Origin of the sequence: Absicoccus porci (assembly GCF_003725415.1) — a bacterium.
GTDB lineage: Bacteria > Bacillota_I > Bacilli_A > Erysipelotrichales > Erysipelotrichaceae > Absicoccus > Absicoccus porci.
The window spans coordinates 105,333-124,042 of sequence record NZ_RJQC01000004.1; the positions used below are offsets into that span (position 1 = coordinate 105,333).

The window sequence follows — 18,710 nt, forward strand, 5'->3', positions numbered from 1 at the left end:
GGTTATATGTCCATTGTTGGTGCAATCATGGTTCCTCATCCACCGATGATCTTACCCGAAGTTGGTCGTGTTGAAGAAAAAATCATTGAACCGACCATACAGGCCTATAAACAAGCAGCAGAATTTGTGGCCAATCTGCAACCAGAAACCATTGTGCTTTCTTCCCCTCACAGTATTATGTATTCCGACTATTTACATATTTCTCCTGGTACCCATGCCGAAGGTGATATGGCTCGATTTCGTGCACCTTCCGTTCATATCGAACGCGATTACGATCAAGAATTGAGTCAACGAGTTTGTGATCTGGCCAAAGAAAATCATTTACCAGCTGGATATTTAGGACAACGGGATCCATCTTTAGATCATGGAACCATTGTTCCTTTGTATTTTGTGATGCAGAAATACACGAATTTCAAATTGGTTCGTTTGGGTATTTCTGGTATTTCACTAGCCGAACAGTATCATATTGGTATGTTGATCCAACAAGCCGCTAAAGAATTGAATCGACGTATTGTCTATATTGCCAGTGGCGATCTTTCTCATAAGTTAAAAGCCGATGGTCCCTATGGATTTGATCCAAATGGTCCAATCTATGATGAAAAAATCATGGATGTCTGTGGTCGTGGTGCTTTTGATGAATTGTTGACATTTGATCCAAATTTACTACAAAAGGCCGCTGAATGTGGTCATCGATCCTTTGTGATCATGGCCGGTGCTTTGGATCGATGCAAGGTGGAAGCACATGCTTTGAGTCATCAAGATGTAACGGGCGTTGGTTATGGCGTTGTTACTTTTCAAGTATTGGGTGAAGATCCACATCGTAATTTCTTGGATCAATTCGAAGCCCAGGATAAAAAACGCATCCAAGCTGAACGAGATCATGAAGATGCCTATGTTGCCTTAGCACGAAAAACTGTGGAATCCTATATTACCAATCGTACCGTTCCATCGATTGATGGTGTGCCACAAGAAATGCTTGCGAATAAAGCAGGGGTCTTCTGTTCCATTCATAAAGATGGTCGTTTGCGTGGATGCATTGGTACGATTGGTCCCACCAAAGAAAACATTGCCCAAGAAATCGTTGCGAATGCAATCAGTGCCGCTACACGTGATCCGCGTTTTGATCCGATTCAAAAACATGAATTGGCTAAGTTGTCCTATAGTGTGGATGTGCTTTCCAAGCCTGAAAAAATAGATTCCCGTGATCAACTGGATGTCAAACGCTATGGTGTCATCGTTACCCACAACGAAAAGCGTGGTCTCTTATTACCAAATTTGGATGGTGTCGATACGGTATCCGAACAAATTGCGATTGCGAAACAAAAAGCCGGTATTTGGGATGATGAACCTGTCGAACTACAACGGTTTGAAGTCGTTCGTCATTATTGAGGTGGATCATGATTTGTCAAACTTGTTTTCGTCATTGTCAGCTTGAAGAAGGACAAATCGGATTTTGTCGAGCTCGTAAGAATCAATCTGGCCAAATTGTTTGTTGCAATTATGGGTATCTAACCGCTATGGCTATCGATCCCATTGAAAAGAAACCCTTGGCCATGTTTCATCCGGGCAGTACCATTCTTTCGATTGGTAGTTATGGATGTAACTTAGATTGTCCCTTTTGTCAAAACTATACGATTTCTAGACAAGACAATGCTGCTCAGGCAACTTTCGTCTTGCCAGAACAGATCTTACAGATTGCCAAAAATCACAAAGAGGATCGTATGATCGGGGTTGCGTATACCTATAATGAAATGTTGTGTAGTTGGGAATATATACGAGATTGTGCGAAATTGATCCATGAAGCAGGTATGTTGAATGTCTTAGTTACCAATGGTACGGCAAGTCAAATGGTTTTGGATGCAATTCTTCCTTATATGGATGCGATAAATATTGATTTAAAAAGTTTTGATGCCAAAACATATGATTCGATTCTTCATGGCAATTTGGAACAAACAATGGCTTTTATTGAAAGAGCTGTACAATCGTGTCATATTGAAATCACCACTTTGGTTGTACCAGGGATGAATGATCGTGAAAGTGAAATAGATGCGATGACCCAATGGATTGCCAGTCTAAATCCTGATATTCCGTATCATTTAACGCGTTATTTTCCAAGATATCATATGGATACACCAGCAACTAATATTTCTACATTATATCGACTAAAAGATATTGCGAAAACTCATCTTCATCATGTATTTCTAGGAAATGTATAGGTCAGAGCTTGCTCTGGCCTTGTTTTTTAGACATATAGTTATATAATGTAATTACTTTTTGTAATTAGGAGTAGAAAATGAACGAAAGAGAAATGTTTGATGCGTTGTATCTTGCCAAACGTATTTGGGAACTACAACCAGAATTACCATCTGGTTTAAGTTCAGGAAGTATTCATATCTTGGATTGCATCGATCAATTAAAAACGAAAAAAAGTGTGGTCTATGTCAGTGACATCAGTAATTTTTTAGAGTTGCCTCGTCCTGGCATCACCAAGGTCATTCGTCAGTTAGCCCAAATGGGCTATATCAAAAAGATAGCCGATGCGAAAGATCATCGTATGGTCCAAGTGGAATTAACACCAAATGGGCAAGCTGTTGTCCAAAAGTATGTGACGGATTATTTTCAAACAATCGAAAAGAAGTTATCCAATGTATCGGAAACATCCATTCATCAAATGGCACAAACCATTGAACAAATTTATCAAGTTTTATGTAAGGGGGAGAAATAATGGAACAAGATTCTTTATCGGATTTTACCGTGGGCAACATCCCAAAGAAAATCTTAGCATTCATGTTGCCAGTGTTAGGAGCTTTGATTCTTCAAGCCGCCTATGGTGCAGTTGATTTATTGGTGGTTGGCCAATTTGGAACCACCGCTGGATTATCCGGTGTTTCTACCGGCTCACAAATATTGAATTTGATTACCCTGGTCGTAACGGGATCTTCCATGGCCGTTACGGTTTTGATCAGTCGGTATTTAGGGGAAAACCGTGCCGATCGTATCAATCGCTTATTGGGAGCTGCCTTTACTTTGTATGGATTGGTTGCCATTATCTTGTTTATTTTGATGTTTTTTGGAGCCTTAACGATTACGTATTTGATGCAAGCACCAAAAGAAGCCGTTGATCTAACGGCTCAATATATTCGTATTTGTGGTTCAGGTATCTTTTTTATTGTGGCGTATAACTTATTAAGTGCGATCTTTCGTGGTTTAGGAGATAGTCGCTCCCCTTTGATCTTTGTTGGTATTGCCTGTATCATCAACATCATCGGTGATTTATATTTTGTAGCTGTACTCCATATGAATGTAGCTGGTGCGGCCTTGGCTACCGTTTTAGCGCAAGCTGTCAGTGTTGTCTTTGCGATTGGTTTATTGAAACGGCGTGTTGCCGGCATTGAAGTAAAACGCAAAGATTTTGGCTTCAATGAAGAAACAGTCCATATCTTAAAAATTGGCATTCCTCTTGCCCTCCAAGATTTATTGACCCAGATTTCGTTTGTGATCGTCTGTGCGTTTGTGAATAGTTTGGGATTAACCGCTTCTTCTGGATATGGCATTGCCTGCAAGATCATCAACTTTGCGATGCTTTTACCAAGTGCTTTGATGCAATCGAATGCTGCCTTTGTTTCGATGAATGTTGGTGCCAAAAAAGAAGATCGAGCCAGTCAAGGAACGAAAATATCCATTGCGATTGGCTTGGTATTTGGTTGTTTGGTTTTCTTATGTGTCTGGTTTTTTGGCGATAAAATGTGTGCGCTTTTCACCAAAGAAGCCATCGTCACAAAAGCCGCTTTTGAATACTTACGTGGGTTCTCGTTTGAAACAGTTGTTACGGCTATCCTGTTTTCATTACTTGGCTATTTCAATGGCCATGAACGAACCCTTTGGACCATGACCCAAGGCATTCTTCAAACCTTTCTGGTACGAATTCCTTTTGCTTATTTCATGACCATTCAACAAGCTGGATTATTTATGATTGGTTTGGCTTCTCCATTGGCTACTACATTTGGAGTCCTATTGAATCTTGTCTATTTATTTCGATTTCGAAAACAAATTTCACTTACAAAATAAGTACTTCAATTTTTTCGATTTTCAGTATACTTATAGTTATGATCTAAAAAGACCGATGGTATCCAAACCATCGGCCTTTTTGATTTAAACACCAATTTCTATAACCCTATCGCATGGAAGGCTTGATTGAGATCCTGTATGATATCTTGTGGATCTTCCAAACCGACACTAAAGCGAATAAATCCCTTGTGAAATTGAGATGGATACAAATCTATACGTTCATCATAACTTGGTTGTGGGAAGATCAAACTTTCATCATGTCCCAATGACACCGCAAAGGTAACCACTTTTAAATGAGCACAAAACTTTTCAACGGTTTTATCATCGGCTTCGACGCCAAACGAGATGACTCCACCAAATCCTTTCATTTGCCGCTTGGCCAAGTCATGATGCGGATGCGATTCCAAGCCAGGATAGGACACAAACGTCACATGTTTTCTTTGTTCTAACCATTGGGCAATTTCTAAGGAAGACTGATTGATCCGTTCCATCCGTAATGGAAAGGTAACGGCTCCTCGAAAGATCTGCCAAGCATTAAATGGACTAATGACCGAACCCACATTGACTTGGGCTTCATAACGAATCCGATCCATAGTTTCCAAATCATTGGAAAGGATGGCACCTCCTTGGGCATCTCCATGCCCATTGATAAATTTGGTCAAAGCATCGACCACAAAATCAGCACCGAGTTCCAAGAGTCGTTGATTGAAAGGGGAGGCAAAGGTATTGTCCACCGACAAAACCGCACCATTTTCATGGGCCATTTTCGCAATCTCGGCAATATCACTGATACCCACCGTGGGATTATCGGGGGTTTCAATATGTACCAATCTTGTATTTGGGGTAATCGCTTTTTTGACCTCTTCTAGATTGGTCATATCAACCATAACGGTCTCTACCCCAAATTTCTTATTGAACAATTCATGGAATAGCCGATACACAGCCATATAACTGACTTTTGGATAAACCACACGATCGCCGGTTTTTAATAAGGTCCAAAATAACGCATGCAAAGCGGCCACTCCACTCGCAAAAACTATGGCATCATCGGCATGGTATAAGGCAGCTACTTTTTCTTCCAACCAATGTTGGTTGGGATTGCCATTGCGTGAATACATCAAAAGATCTGTCGAAGAATAATTCACTTGCGATAGATCATCGGGTAATTTATAACTATTGGCCATATGAAGGGGTCGACGTACGGCTCCGGTCCCTTCATCATAATCTGTTCCCGTATGAACGGCTTGGGTGTAAATATCATATCCTTTAAATTTATTTTGTTTCTTTGCAATCGTAAACTCCTTATATATGTAAGAAAATTATAATGGTAGAAAGCCTCTTTTCATTCTATGGATTTATGATATCCACCTTATAAAGAATCTATACCAAAATTTTTTTGGCATAAGAACAAGTCGCATCCACTTTCACATTTTGGTTTCTTGCTTCTTGTATGACTTGATTGACTAATTTTCGAGCAATCCCTTGTCCACCATAATTCGAATCGACTTCGGTATGAACAATCGTCCAAATCGAATCATGGATGGTATATACACACTGCCCAATACACTTTTCTCCATCATAGGCAGCCGAACGATTCTTTTCGGGTTCAAATACAATTTTGATCATACTTACTCCTTCTATTAAAAAGGAACCCGATCGGGTTCCTGATGCATTAAATATTGAATGTTTCGTTAGCCGTAATGATGGCGTTATTGTAAACTTCTTCCCATGTACATCCACGAGATAAGTCATTGATTGGTGCATTCAAACCTTGTAGTAAAGGTCCCATAGCGGTATATCCACCTAAACGAGCCGCAATCTTGTAACCAATATTTCCAGCCGAAATATTAGGGAAGATGAATGTATTGGCATGACCAGCTACTTTTGATTCTGGGAATTTCTTCTTAGCAACATCTGGATCTACCGCGCAGTCAAATTGCATTTCTCCATCCACTGGGAAGTCCAATGGCATTTCTTTTAATTTTGCCAAGCACTCCTGCATCTTGGTCACATCATCACCCTTAGCGGAACCATTGGTAGAGAATGACAACAACGCAACGACTGGATCTTTTCCAAAGTTCTTTGTCGAACGTGCAGTTTGAAGCGTAATGTCAACCAATTGACTTGCACTTGGATTGATGTTGATACCACAATCACCAAATACCAATTGACTGTCCCCTTTGATCAACAGGAAGCAACTTGAAACGATCTTGTTACCAGGTGCACATTTGATCAATTGTAAAGCTGGACGAACCGTATCAGCCGTTGAATAAGTTGCTCCACCCAACAAGCCATCGGCTTTTTTCATCTTAACTAACATTGTTCCAAAATAGTTAGCTTGCAGCAACAATTTATGGGCTTTTTCTTCCGTTAATTTACCTTTACGAAGTTCCATCATCAAGTTGAACATTTCACCATTATCCGAATAGGTAGCTGGATCAATTTGTTCACAACCGGTTAGATCAAAACCATATTCTTTTGAAACTTTCGCAATTTCATCTTTATTTCCTAATAATACAGGAACACAAATATCATCGGCTACTAAATGTTGAGCCGCTTCTTGAATTCGATAATCATTACCTTCTGTAAAAACTAAGCGAATCTTTTTTCCTTGTACTTTTTGTTTCAATTCATCAAGAATCATCGATATGTACCTCTTTTCTGTATCAAGTATAAAACATCTGATGCTGACTTTCCATAAAGATATTATTTTCACAAATAAATGTAAGCGATTAATCCTTTAGGAACCAAACCGTCATGGTCGTGCCTTGATTGGGCTTGGAATCCACGAAAAGTTTGGCATGTAACGTTTGTGCCGCATGCTTGACGATGGATAAACCCAAACCGGTACCACCTACCGCTTTGGAGTGCGATTTATCCACCCGATAGAAACGCTCAAAAATACGGGCTTGATGTTCCAATGGAATACCAATGCCATCATCTTTGACTTTGAAGATCACGTTGTTTTCATCTTCATCGACGGTTACATCCACATGGCCACCGGGATGATTGTATTTGATCGCATTGTCACAAATATTATAGACAATGCTTTGCAGCAATTGCGGAATCGCATTGATTGTTTCATGTTTGCCATGTAACGCTAATTGCACCTGAGCACCTTGGGCTTTATCCGCTAAACTATCCAACATTTGTTGGGTGAATGTATATAAATCAATTTCTTCATACTGCATATCGGTCGTACCTTCATCCAAATGGGATAATTTGATGATATCTTCCACCAAGGCAATCATACGTTGGGCTTCGCGATAAATCTCATGCACAAATTTCGCTTGATCTTCGGGTTTGACCATACCACTTTGCAACAATTCGGCACAACCAGAAATCGTATGTAACGGTGTTTTCAATTCATGCGAAACATTCGCCGTAAATTCACGACGTAATTTTTCGGCTTGTTTTTTTTCCGTTACATTCAACATCAATAAAGCCATACCGGAAACGCGTTGATGATAAAAGATGGGACTCGCAATCAATTGATAATCTTCCCGATTGATGGGATATACAATTTCAGATTGTTGGCCTTCGCGACATTGATCCAATAATTCATTGAGTTCCAACGAGCGATTAACCGTTAAAATATCCTTGCCAATACTGGCTGAAGTTCCACCCAATAATTGTTTGGCTTTGCGATTGATCGATAAAATGATACCTTCCCGATTTAACAGGATCAAACCTTCATTCATATTGTTCGTAACGGCATCAAATTCTTCTTCTTTTTGATGTAGTTTTCGTGATTGGGCTTTTAATTCCACTTGCTGTTGATCAATTCGGGTTAAAAATGGCGTTAATTCTTCATAGTGATCATTGACCAAGGGATTGTCCAGATCGGTATTGTTTAATGGTTCAACGATGCGATTGGATACCCGTCTAGCCAAGAAAAGGGATAATAAAATGATCAAGATCAATATGCCAAAGATAGGTTGCATCATCGTAAAGGCCAAACTCCAAACGGTATTTTGATCACACGATAGTCGCAATACCGTGCCATCGTCTAATTTCAAGGCATAATATAACGATTGATGCATGATCGTATTCGAACGTCGATTGGCTTGGCCAATGCCCTTCTTTAAAGCTTGTTTGACCTCGGTTCGATTGGCATGATTATCCATCGTTTTCGCATCTTCTTGATTGTCATACAAAACCGTTCCATCACTATCGATCCAGGTGATCCGATAATCGGTGGTCTTGCGCATATGCTTAAAATACGTCATGCCCTCATCATTGACCGCTTTGGAAGCCAATTCTGTTTGTACAGCCAATTGTTGCATCTCTTCTGATGTAAAATAATTATAAAGGCGCCCCATGATCAACGTAAAAACGGCCACAAGGACCGCAAACGCAACGACACAGATGGAACGAAAAATCTGTTTTCTCATTGAGGAATCTCCATCCGATACCCAACCCCACGTACGGTACGAATGTAAGAGCCACAATCTTGCAGCTTCGTACGCAAGGTGCCGACATGTACATCCACGGTCCTGGTCTCACCGAAATAATCCGATTCCCAGATATTGGATAATAACTGTTCTCTGGTAAAGACACGATTGATATTTTCCATAAACAAGCGCAACAATTCATATTCTTTCAAAGTCAATTGCACCCGTTGGCCATGGACTTTCACAATATGCGCCCCCAGATCCAGCTCCAAGTCACCAGCCTGCAAGACCATTTGTTCCGGATCAGGTTTGGTCCGTCGCAAAACGGCTTTGACACGAGAAACCATTTCCATCATGCCAAAAGGTTTGGCCAAATAATCATCGGCACCCAGATCCAAGCCAATGACCTTATCGTATTCGGTTCCTTTGGCTGAAGCCATGATGACCGGAATATCTTTCATTTCTGGGTCTTTTTTCATCTTCTTTAAAATTTCGATGCCATCCATATCGGGCAACATAATATCTAACATCACCAAATCGGGATGATTCATCAACATCGCTTGAAAGTAGGATTTGCCATTTTCAAATCCTTTGACTTCGAAGCCACTGGCCTCCAAAGTATACATCATCATATTACGAATGCTTTCATCATCTTCTACTAAATAAATCATGCACGTTCCTCTCTCTTTGTATCTATTAAATCTTGCGCCATATGACTGGCATGATCACCAATGCGTTCAAAATATTTCGCAATCATAAAAATATCCAAGGCATCTTCACTATCGATAGTCTGTTTCTGTAACCGTTGTACCATCGATTCTTTGATCTTCACAAAACAAGCATCGACAATATCATCATAGTTCACGACCGATCTAGCCAATGGAATATCCTGATTCACAAACGCATCGATACAATGACTCACCATATAAATGGTCGACAAGGCCATATCTTCTAGATCATTGGTTTTTAGATGACTCGATGCCATGATTTCTACAATATCCAGAGCATGATCGGCCATTCGGCGAATATTGCGTGCCATACTTTGGGCTTCATGGATTTGTTTCAAATCACTGGCCACAGGTTGTTGCGAAAGAATCAATCGCATACACCTCTGTTCAATATCTTCTTCTTTTTCTTTCATTTGTTTGGCTTGTTGCGTCATCGTTAACGCAAAACTCGTATCCCCGGTTGGTAAGACATGCGCTGCCTTAGCCAACATGGTCTCACATAAAGATCCCATTAAAACCAAATCTCGATATAAACTTTGTAGTTGATGGTCCAATTGTACGCGCATAGATTTTCCCTCTTTGGCTCAGTGTATCATTTGTTTGTAAAAGCTTTGTAAAAATCACCAATGAAATATAAAGAACCACATACTAATGTATGATCTTTGGTATTTTGGAGTTCTACCATCAATTGTTTTTCATTGATGATCGGATAATTTAAGGTTTGTAGATCATACAAACGTGCTGTATCCATCGATACCAAAGTAATCGGACAATGTAAGGTTTCTAATACATTCAACATCTCTTTGGCTTTTTTATCTTTTAAGACCGAAAAATAAATGTGACCATCAAAATGTCCCAACGAATCCACCAATGCTTCAATGCCTTCTTTATTATGAGCTCCATCCAAAATGATCAATGGATCTTTGCGTGCAATGGTAAATCGTCCGGCCCAATGAAAATGGTCAATCACTGATTGGACACAATCTGGTTTTAAGGTATAGCCCAAATAATTCAAACCTTCTAAGGCAAGAGATAGATTATAGATTTGGTATTTGGGTGGATGCAAGACATAGGTATGATCCTGCCATTCAAAGATGACTTGATGATCGTCGGTTTCTTTAAAAGGAATTTCCACAAAACCAAGTAAGGTACCCATATAGCCAGCCACTTGTTCCATGACCTTTTTGGCATTGGGTTTGGTTTCCGTAGTTAGAGCGACATATCCCGGTTTAAAAATACCGGCTTTTTCATAACTGATCTGTTCGATGGTATCACCTAAGATGGCACAGTGTTCCAAGCCGACATTGGTGATCATCACTAAATTATAATCGAGGGCTGTTGTAGCATCCAAACGACCGCCTAAACCCACTTCGATCAAAGCGATGTCGACTTTCTGTTCGAGAAAATAGGCCATGGCCATCCATAAATCAATCTCAAACATGGTCAAATTTTCTTTTTCAAAGAAGGCTTCGTATTGTTGGTAAATGCGCATCCAATCGTTTTCACTAATCATTGTTTTTCCAATACGGATGCGTTCGCGATGCGTAACCAGATGTGGCGAAGTAAAGATGCCTGTCTTGACACCTTGATATGACAACAACTGATTCATCCAAGCTACGGTCGATCCCTTTCCATTGGTCCCGCCCACTTGAATCTTCGGTAATTGCGTATGATCTGGCAGTTGTTCATTTAACCATTGACGATATTGATTCAAATCATGATTCAATCCTTTTTTTGTTTCGATATATTGTATTGTTGCTTTATAATCCATGGTGTTATTATAACATGTATTGGAGGTCTTCTATGAAAATGAATAACGATTGGCAAGCTTTATTTGATCAAGAAATTCAAAAAGACTATTTGAAGAAAATTGACTACTTTCTTGCCCGCGAATATAAAACCAAGCACATCTATCCAGCTGCACCGAATATCTTCCACGCCTTTCAAATGACATCCTTAGAAAATACGAAAGTTGTGATCGTGGGACAAGATCCCTATCATGGTCCCGGACAAGCTCAAGGCTTTAGTTTTAGTGTGCCTGCCAATTTTCGTTTGCCCCCTTCCCTACAAAACATTTATAAGGAATTAGAAATGGAATATGGCCACCCCATCCATCGAAGTGGTGATTTGAGTGATTGGGCCCATCAAGGCGTCTTACTTCTCAATACCATTTTGACAGTGGAAGAAGGTAAGCCCCTTTCGCATCAAAATATTGGTTGGCAAAACTTCACCAACGAGGCCATTTCTTGGATCAATAAAAAAGAAGGCCCGGTCGCCTTCTTATTATGGGGTGCTAAAGCCAAAAGTGTATTGCCTCTTTTGACTAACCCCGATCATTTGATTTTGATGAGTCCTCATCCAAGTCCATTCAGTGCCAATCGTGGTTTTTTCGGCAACAATCATTTTAAATTAGCCAATGAATATTTAATATCCCATGGTCAAACACCAATTGATTGGACCCGGTCCAACGTATAATTATTTATCATCTTGGAGTTCAAATAAAATATCTCGTAATTGGGCAGCACGTTCGAAATCTAATGTACGTGCTGCTTCTTTCATTTCCTGGGTAATATTCTGGATCATCTTTTCTTTATCCTTCTTGCCCATGCGACGTTTCTTGAGATATTTTGCTGTCATTTCCTTGGTTTCTTTGGAACGAACGACATCATGAATTGGCTTGATGATCGTCTTCGGTACGATGCCGTGTTCTTCATTATAAGCCATCTGAATCTTACGACGACGTGCGGTTTCATCCATGGCTGCCTTCATTGATTCGGTAATCGTATCGGCATACATGATGACTTTGCCTTCTGCATTTCGAGCCGCCCGACCAATGATCTGGATCAACGAACGACGGGAACGTAAAAAACCTTCTTTATCCGCATCCAAGATTGCAATCAAACTGACTTCGGGAATATCCAATCCTTCACGCAACAAATTGATACCAACCAATACATCGTATTTACCAGCCCGTAGATCATGAATGATTTCGGTTCGTTCAATGGTCTTGATTTCGTGATGTAACCAAGCCACTTTAAAATCCATTTCTTTTAAATACGAGGTTAAATCTTCAGCCATGCGTACGGTTAATGTCGTAATCAGAACGCGTTGATGCTTTTCAATACGGCGTTTGATTTCATCGACCAAATCATCAACTTGGCCTTCGATGGGACGAACTTCGACTTCGGGGTCTAATAAACCGGTTGGTCGAATAATTTGTTCGACATATTGGCCATGGGTTTGTTCCAATTCCCAATCACCAGGAGTAGCGGATACAAAAATCGCTTGATTGATCAAAGAGGTAAATTCTTCAAATCGCAAAGGACGGTTATCCAAGGCACTGGGTAAGCGGAAACCATATTCCACCAAGACTTTTTTCCGGGCTTGATCACCATTGTACATACCGCGAATCTGTGGTAAAGAAACATGACTTTCATCGACCACTAATAAATAGTCTTTGGGAAAATAATCAAATAAAGTATAGGGTCTTTCTCCGGGTTTTCGTCCATCGATATGACGGGAATAATTTTCAATGCCAGGGCAGAAACCCAATTCACGTAGGGCTTCGATATCGTAGCGACAACGTTGTTCCAAGCGTTCTTTTTCCAATGGTTTTTCTTCTTTGTCAAAATATGCCAATCGATCTTCCAATTCTTCTTCGATCGTATCAGCGGCATGGTTGATCACATCCATACTGGATGCATAGGCATGGGCTGGATAGATCACATACAGTTGATAAGATGCATTGACTTTACCCGTCACGGGATCTACTTCGCTAATACGGTCGATTTCATCGCCAAAAAATTCCACGCGAATTAAGTATTTTTCGGTATGGCCAGGTGTAATTTCAATGACATCGCCACGTACGCGGAAGGTACCAGGTAGCGGATCGGTGTCATTGCGTTTGTATTGTTGCCCGACCAGCTGCATCATAAAATCATTTCGCTCAATTTCATCGCCTACGTGGATCGTAAACAACATGTGACGATAATGATCTGGATTGGAAGCTCCATAAATGGATGCGACCGAAGCGACGATGATCGTATCCCTTCGTTCCAATACACTATTAACAGCCGCCATGCGCAACATGTCCAATTCTTCGTTGGTCTTTGTGCTTTTATCAATGTAGGTATCCGTTTTGGGAAGATAGGCTTCGGGTTGATAATAATCAAAATACGAAACAAAGTATTCCACGCGATTGTGAGGAAAGAATTCCTTAAATTCAGAATACAATTGGCCAGCCAATGTCTTATTGTGCGCAAACACCAAGGTGGGTCGATTGACTTGCGCAATCACGTTGGAAATGGTAAAGGTCTTACCGGTTCCGGTTGCGCCCATCAAAACTTGGTATTTCTTTTTTTCTTTCAATCCTTCCACTAGCGATTGAATGGCTTGGGGCTGATCGCCACTGGGTTGATAATCCGAAACCAATTCAAATGTATCGCTCATATTGCCTCCTACTGTGCCAATTGAATGGCTCTCACATATTGTGGATCTTCACTGTATTCATTCGCATACACTTGTTGAGAAATCATTTTTAATAAAGTATCCCATGTATCTTTATCGCAAATGCCGATTGCATCCAGTTTATGATCACTTTGAAATTGTTTTAACGCTTCGGCACTTTGATGACTAAAGTATGTATCGGTTCGATCCACGTCATAACCTAAATATTTTAAATACGTCTGCAACGCTTTGGCATTGGTGTATACATGATCTTCTTTCATTGTCGATGATTTTTTCATCTCTATATAATTCACGCTTGTGACATCCAATGGTTCCACTTTCACATCGGGTTTCCATCCTTTATTATTGATGGAATCCCCATTAGGATCCAACCATTCCGCAACGGTATATTTCATGGATGTACCATCTTCAAATGATACTTGGGTTTGTTCCGTTCCTTTACCATAGGTCGTTGTCCCCACGGTCGTGACTTTATCGCCTAAGCCCGCTTTTAAAGCCCCAATCACCACTTCGGAAGCACTGGCTGTATCTTCATTTTGAAGAACGATGATTTTATCCATTTTGATTTGTTTGAAATTATCATTGGTCCGCGTCTTGGTGATGTTGCCTTGACTGTCTTTCTCTTCAAACACAACCGAATGGGCTGGCACTAAGACGGAGGCTACTTCTTGAGCAGCGACAAGATAGCCACCACCATTGTTGCGTAAATCCAAGACAATGGAAGAAATGCCTTGTTTATGGGCGCGTTCAACCGCATTTTCAAAACTGGATCCGGTATGACTGGAGAAACTCGAAATACCGATGATGGCCACATTGCCACTGACACGATAGGTCACACTCGCATCAAAGTCTTTGGGTTTGATCTTGGTGGTCTTGTCCTTTTCGTTGCGAATGAACTTGACTGTGACTTTTTTGGATTGTTTCTTGATGTATTTAACAACGGCATCGGCGCCTTTTTTCGCACAGACTTGATCATTGACAGCGGTAATGATATCGCCTTGTTTCAGACCGGCTGTATCGGCAGCCGAATCAATGAAGACATCGCGAATGATGATGTTGCCATCACCATTGACATAATAACTAAAGCCAAGTCCGGAAGAACTGCCATCTAAGCTTTGGGCAAATTGTTTGGATTGCTTCAAGTTAAAATAATTGGTATGCGGATCTTTTTCGAGGGTGGTCATACCCGTAATGGCTTGTTCCATTAAGGTTTGATCCAAATTCTTGGTCTTGTTGGCATAGTACCATTTCTTGGTCAAGATGGAATAGATCGCATCAAATTTATTTTGTTCATCCGTTGAAGTCGCTTTTTGAGGAACAAACATACCGGCTCCAAAGCTAATCACACACGCAATCACAAGTATCCACTTATATTTTTTCGTCATCTAAACAGTTCCTCCTGTTTGTCTTGTTTATTGTATCATGCACGTCAAATATGAAAAGAGCATCGAATCCTCGATGCTTACAAATAGGTTTGAATGATTTGAATCGTTTTCTCAATATCTTTTTGATCATGGGCATCTGAAATGAACATAGCTTCAAATTGACTCGGTGCTACATAGATACCATGATCCAACATGATATGGAAATAATGTGCAAACTGTTGGGTGTCACTGGTTTTTGCACTGGCATAATCCACGACCTCTTGATCCGTAAAGAAAACACTCATTAAGGATCCCACCCGATTGACCGTATAGCCTTTCTCCTTATAGGCTTGTGCCAATTGGGCGGTTTTATAATCGATACGATCATAGATATCCGGATCTTTCATCAAGATCTGAAGTGTTTCAATACCAGCGGTTGTCGCAATGGGATTGCCCGATAGGGTTCCAGCTTGATAGACAGAACCGACAGGTGAAATCACATCCATGATTTCTTTTTTACCACCATAGGCAGCCAAAGGCATACCACCACCAACAATCTTGCCAAACGTTGCCATATCCGGGGTAATGCCAAAATATTCACTGGCACCACCTAAAGCCAATCGGAATCCAGTAATGACTTCATCAAAGATCAAGATACTATCATAGGTTTTGGTGATGTCACGTAAGAATTGTAAATAACCAGGTTTGGGTGGGACCACACCCATGTTGGCTGCTACCGGTTCAATGATCACGGCCGCAATCTGATTGGGATAGGTTTCAAACAATTGTTGGATGGCTTTTTCATCATTGTAAGGAGCCAATAAAGTGGTTTTTGTATAGCCAGATGGTACCCCATCACTATCTGCGACAGCTTGGGTCAATAAACCCGATCCGGCTTTGACCAATAACCCATCGGAATGACCATGGTAACACCCAATGCATTTAATGATGTAGTCGCGATGGGTATAGCCTCGAGCAGCACGAATGGCACTCATGCAAGCTTCAGTTCCACTATTGACCAAACGCAACTTTTCAATGGCTGGATAACATTGTTGGACCAATTGGGCCAAGGTACTTTCTTTTCGGGTTGGTGCCCCAAAGGTCAAACCATCGACACAAGCTTTCTGTACCGCTTGGATAACTTGGGGATGGGCATGACCTAAAATGCCAGGTCCCCAGCTGCAGACATAATCAATAAATGTATTCCCATCGATGTCGGTCACTTTGTCGCCTTTCGCATGATTGATAAATAAAGGGGTTCCTCCTACAGATTGAAACGCACGTACGGGTGAGTTGACACCACCTGGCATCAGTGTCGATGCCAGTGCAAAGGCTTGTTGGGAATAATCAAAATGCATAGACTTCTCCGGTTTCTAGCCAATGTGCCATTTCGAGTGCATGATAGGTAATGATGATCTGGGCACTCGCTCGTTTCATGGCAATTAAATTTTCAAAAATGATGCGTTTTTCATCAATCATACCGGCTTTAGCGGCCGCTTTGACCATGGCATATTCACCACTGACATTATAGACAGCCAAAGGCAAAGAACAGTGTTCGGAAACAGCTTTCACCACATCCAAATAAGCCAATGCAGGTTTGACCATAACGATGTCGGCACCCATATCAATGTCATTCTCCACTTCGCGAACGCCTTCTTTTCCGTTGCGTGGATCCATTTGATACGATCGACGATCTCCAAAACAAGGAGCGGAACCAGCCGCATCTCGGAAAGGCGAGTAATAGCCCGACGCATATTTGGCACTATACCCCATGATGGGTGTTTGACTCAAGCCATGGGCATCCAAAGCTTGACGAATGGCTGTGATATCGCCATCCATCATATCGTTGGGTGCAACCATATCGGCACCGGCTTGGACACAGCACACAGCCATCTTTGCCAATAAGGGAAGAGTCTCATCATTTAATATGGCGTGTTCATGCACCAAACCACAATGGCCATGATCGGTATATTCACATAGACACACATCCGCAATCACAAGTTGATGAGGTAACTTCGATTGGATATGGGTAATGGCTTGTGCCAAGATGCCATGGTGATCGTATGCACTCGATCCTACGGCATCTTTATGGGCCGGCACACCAAATAATAAGATGCCGGAGATACCTGCTGCTTGCACGCATTCTAATTCTTCATCGATGCGATCCAAGGAATAGCGATAAATATCTGGCATTGTTGCGATAGGTTCTTTGATGTTTGTGCCTTCCACCACAAATAGAGGATAAATCAGATCTTTGGGGTCCAATCGTGTTTCACAGACTAAATTGCGTAAGGCTTAATTTTGACGGAGACGTCGAAATTGTTTCATAAACATTCCTCCAATTTCTTTATCAAACTTGAAATGGTTGCTTGTTGAGCAACTTGTATATTTTGTATATGATGAGCAGCCAAAGCAGCTTGTGTATATGGTCCAATGGCCAAGACTTGAGTGTGTGGATCGATATGTCCGGCTTGTTGAAAAAAGGCATGAACACCTTGGGCACTGCCAAAGATGGCAAAGTCTTCATGAATAGCTCGCACTTGGCCAATAGTCGTATCATAGACAGGAATCTGGGTATAGCTTATACCGGCTGCATCCAATCGCGAAGACAATACCGAATTGCCTTTTTGGGCTCGTAAGATCAAAAGATTGGCATCTGACCATCCACATAAAAGATTGGCTAATTCGTCTGAAGTATATGATGATGGGATAAAGTCGGCATGGATGTGATACGTATCGTATAAATATTTGGCACTGCTCGGTCCGATGGTCACAAACTGTAGATGACTGATTTCACGCATATCTTCCATCATTTGAAACAGACCATCGATACCGGCTTTTCCCGTTAATACAACATGACTATAGGGTCGAAAATCAATTTTCTTATCGGGTTCATAGACAATTTGTACATACGCTTGGCGCGTACATGGAATCGAACATTGGTCTTGAAAGGCGCGAGTAAAGTGCTCCGTTCCACAAACCACTACGCTAGGCGTTTTTGAGCGAACATCCAAAGCAGCCACCTCTTCGACAACAAGGATGGCTGGGGTACCGACCTGCGGATCTTCGAAAGCCTCTTTGATCGTTTCTAAGGTGCAATTTTTTCGATAAGCATCGAATCGTGTACCGCGACAAAGAATAGCCACCAGAGTAAAGCCTGGTTTTCCGTTTTGAATCAGATCATCGGCAATCTGACTGGCATTTCCCATGCTCATCAAAAAGACCAAGGTACCGGGTAGTTGGGCATATGGGGCCACATCCACCTTTCCCGTTTGGGTATGACCGGTGATCACACTAAAACTACGACTGATCGATGTGTCAAAGGAATTCCCATGGTTTCCGGTACCGCAATGGCACTGGAAATGCCTGGAATCACTTCATAGTGGATCTGAGCTTTGGCCAAGGCCATGCATTCTTCGCCCCCACGGCCAAACACAAAGGGATTCCCACCCTTTAAGCGTACAACAATCGAGGTCTTCCCTTTTTCAATCAATAATTGATTGATGGCTTCTTGGGACATGGCATGTTGGCCGGCTCGTTTGCCCACATAAATGGTTTGCGCCTTAGTTTGTTTCAGGATACTTGCATCTACCAAGGCATCATAGATCAATACATCACAAATCCGGATCAGATGCCGAACTTGGAGACTCATCAGGGAGACTCATCAGATCTAGATCACCAGGTCCTGC

17 protein-coding genes and 1 pseudogene are annotated in these 18,710 nt (G+C 41.3%); 5 read left to right on the forward strand and 13 right to left on the reverse strand.

Annotation, left to right across the window (positions count from 1 at the left end):
* Positions 1–6 precede the first annotated feature (6 nt).
* The 4 genes from amrA (at position 7) to EDX97_RS10165 (ending at position 4,068) form a co-directional block, all read left to right on the forward strand.
* Positions 7–1,389, forward strand: a complete 1,383-nt coding sequence (amrA, locus tag EDX97_RS10150) for an AmmeMemoRadiSam system protein A (RefSeq protein ID WP_128521050.1) — start codon at positions 7–9, stop codon at positions 1,387–1,389.
* 8 nt (positions 1,390–1,397) lie between these two features.
* On the forward strand, positions 1,398–2,216 hold the full coding sequence (amrS, locus tag EDX97_RS10155; RefSeq protein WP_128521051.1) for an AmmeMemoRadiSam system radical SAM enzyme: 819 nt from the start codon (positions 1,398–1,400) through the stop codon (positions 2,214–2,216).
* Between the two features lie 77 nt (positions 2,217–2,293).
* The gene (locus EDX97_RS10160) at positions 2,294–2,725 is read left to right on the forward strand and encodes a MarR family winged helix-turn-helix transcriptional regulator (RefSeq protein WP_128521052.1); all 432 of its coding nucleotides are present in this window, start codon (positions 2,294–2,296) and stop codon (positions 2,723–2,725) included.
* Positions 2,725–4,068, forward strand: coding sequence for an MATE family efflux transporter (locus EDX97_RS10165; protein ID WP_128521053.1), 1,344 nt, complete (start codon positions 2,725–2,727; stop codon positions 4,066–4,068). Before EDX97_RS10160 ends, EDX97_RS10165 begins: the two co-directional genes overlap by 1 nt.
* A 98-nt stretch (positions 4,069–4,166) precedes the next feature.
* Here the strand turns inward: EDX97_RS10165 and EDX97_RS10170 are convergent, their stop codons facing one another.
* The 7 genes from EDX97_RS10170 to EDX97_RS10200 all read right to left on the reverse strand — a co-directional run bounded on the left by EDX97_RS10170 (position 4,167) and on the right by EDX97_RS10200 (position 10,961).
* On the reverse strand, positions 4,167–5,378 hold the full coding sequence (locus EDX97_RS10170; protein WP_221175945.1) for a trans-sulfuration enzyme family protein: 1,212 nt from the start codon (positions 5,376–5,378) through the stop codon (positions 4,167–4,169).
* A gap of 70 nt (positions 5,379–5,448) precedes the next feature.
* Complete coding sequence (locus EDX97_RS10175; RefSeq protein ID WP_128521055.1) at positions 5,449–5,694, reverse strand: GNAT family N-acetyltransferase; 246 nt, start codon at positions 5,692–5,694, stop codon at positions 5,449–5,451.
* Positions 5,695–5,740: 46 nt separating this feature from the next.
* The gene (gene pta / locus EDX97_RS10180; protein ID WP_317313731.1) at positions 5,741–6,712 is read right to left on the reverse strand and encodes a phosphate acetyltransferase; all 972 of its coding nucleotides are present in this window, start codon (positions 6,710–6,712) and stop codon (positions 5,741–5,743) included.
* Between the two features lie 88 nt (positions 6,713–6,800).
* Positions 6,801–8,462 carry a sensor histidine kinase gene (locus tag EDX97_RS10185; protein ID WP_128521056.1) on the reverse strand — a complete coding sequence of 554 codons (1,662 nt, stop codon included), beginning with the start codon at positions 8,460–8,462 and terminating at the stop codon, positions 6,801–6,803.
* Positions 8,459–9,133 carry a winged helix-turn-helix domain-containing protein gene (locus EDX97_RS10190; protein WP_128521057.1) on the reverse strand — a complete coding sequence of 225 codons (675 nt, stop codon included), beginning with the start codon at positions 9,131–9,133 and terminating at the stop codon, positions 8,459–8,461. Before EDX97_RS10190 ends, EDX97_RS10185 begins: the two co-directional genes overlap by 4 nt.
* Positions 9,130–9,756 (reverse strand): phosphate signaling complex protein PhoU, encoded by a 627-nt coding sequence (gene phoU, locus EDX97_RS10195; protein ID WP_128521058.1) that lies wholly within the window; start codon positions 9,754–9,756, stop codon positions 9,130–9,132. The genes EDX97_RS10190 and phoU overlap by 4 nt, the downstream gene beginning before the upstream one ends.
* A gap of 26 nt (positions 9,757–9,782) precedes the next feature.
* Positions 9,783–10,961, reverse strand: coding sequence for a bifunctional folylpolyglutamate synthase/dihydrofolate synthase (locus tag EDX97_RS10200; RefSeq protein ID WP_128521059.1), 1,179 nt, complete (start codon positions 10,959–10,961; stop codon positions 9,783–9,785).
* A gap of 32 nt (positions 10,962–10,993) precedes the next feature.
* Between EDX97_RS10200 and EDX97_RS10205 the strand changes: the two genes are divergently transcribed.
* Positions 10,994–11,665: a uracil-DNA glycosylase gene (locus EDX97_RS10205; protein WP_245978055.1), complete on the forward strand. Its 672-nt coding sequence runs from the start codon at positions 10,994–10,996 to the stop codon at positions 11,663–11,665.
* On the opposite strand, the gene uvrB is transcribed toward EDX97_RS10205, so the two are convergent.
* From uvrB to EDX97_RS10235, 6 genes and pseudogenes are all read right to left on the reverse strand, one after another.
* Entirely contained in the window at positions 11,666–13,639 is a 1,974-nt protein-coding gene (gene uvrB / locus EDX97_RS10210) for an excinuclease ABC subunit UvrB (RefSeq protein ID WP_128521060.1), read from the reverse strand.
* Between the two features lie 8 nt (positions 13,640–13,647).
* The gene (locus tag EDX97_RS10215) at positions 13,648–15,042 is read right to left on the reverse strand and encodes a S41 family peptidase (protein ID WP_128521061.1); all 1,395 of its coding nucleotides are present in this window, start codon (positions 15,040–15,042) and stop codon (positions 13,648–13,650) included.
* A gap of 77 nt (positions 15,043–15,119) precedes the next feature.
* The gene (gene hemL, locus EDX97_RS10220; RefSeq protein ID WP_128521062.1) at positions 15,120–16,379 is read right to left on the reverse strand and encodes a glutamate-1-semialdehyde 2,1-aminomutase; all 1,260 of its coding nucleotides are present in this window, start codon (positions 16,377–16,379) and stop codon (positions 15,120–15,122) included.
* Positions 16,369–17,301, reverse strand: a pseudogene (hemB, locus tag EDX97_RS10225) (porphobilinogen synthase); the annotation flags it as partial. The gene hemL and the pseudogene hemB, both read right to left, overlap by 11 nt.
* Before the next feature lie 44 nt (positions 17,302–17,345).
* On the reverse strand, positions 17,346–18,314 hold the full coding sequence (locus tag EDX97_RS10230; protein ID WP_221175939.1) for a uroporphyrinogen-III synthase: 969 nt from the start codon (positions 18,312–18,314) through the stop codon (positions 17,346–17,348).
* A complete protein-coding gene (locus tag EDX97_RS10235; RefSeq protein WP_221175940.1) occupies positions 18,311–18,673 on the reverse strand; it encodes a uroporphyrinogen-III C-methyltransferase in 363 nt (120 codons plus the stop codon). Before EDX97_RS10235 ends, EDX97_RS10230 begins: the two co-directional genes overlap by 4 nt.
* Positions 18,674–18,710 lie beyond the last annotated feature (37 nt).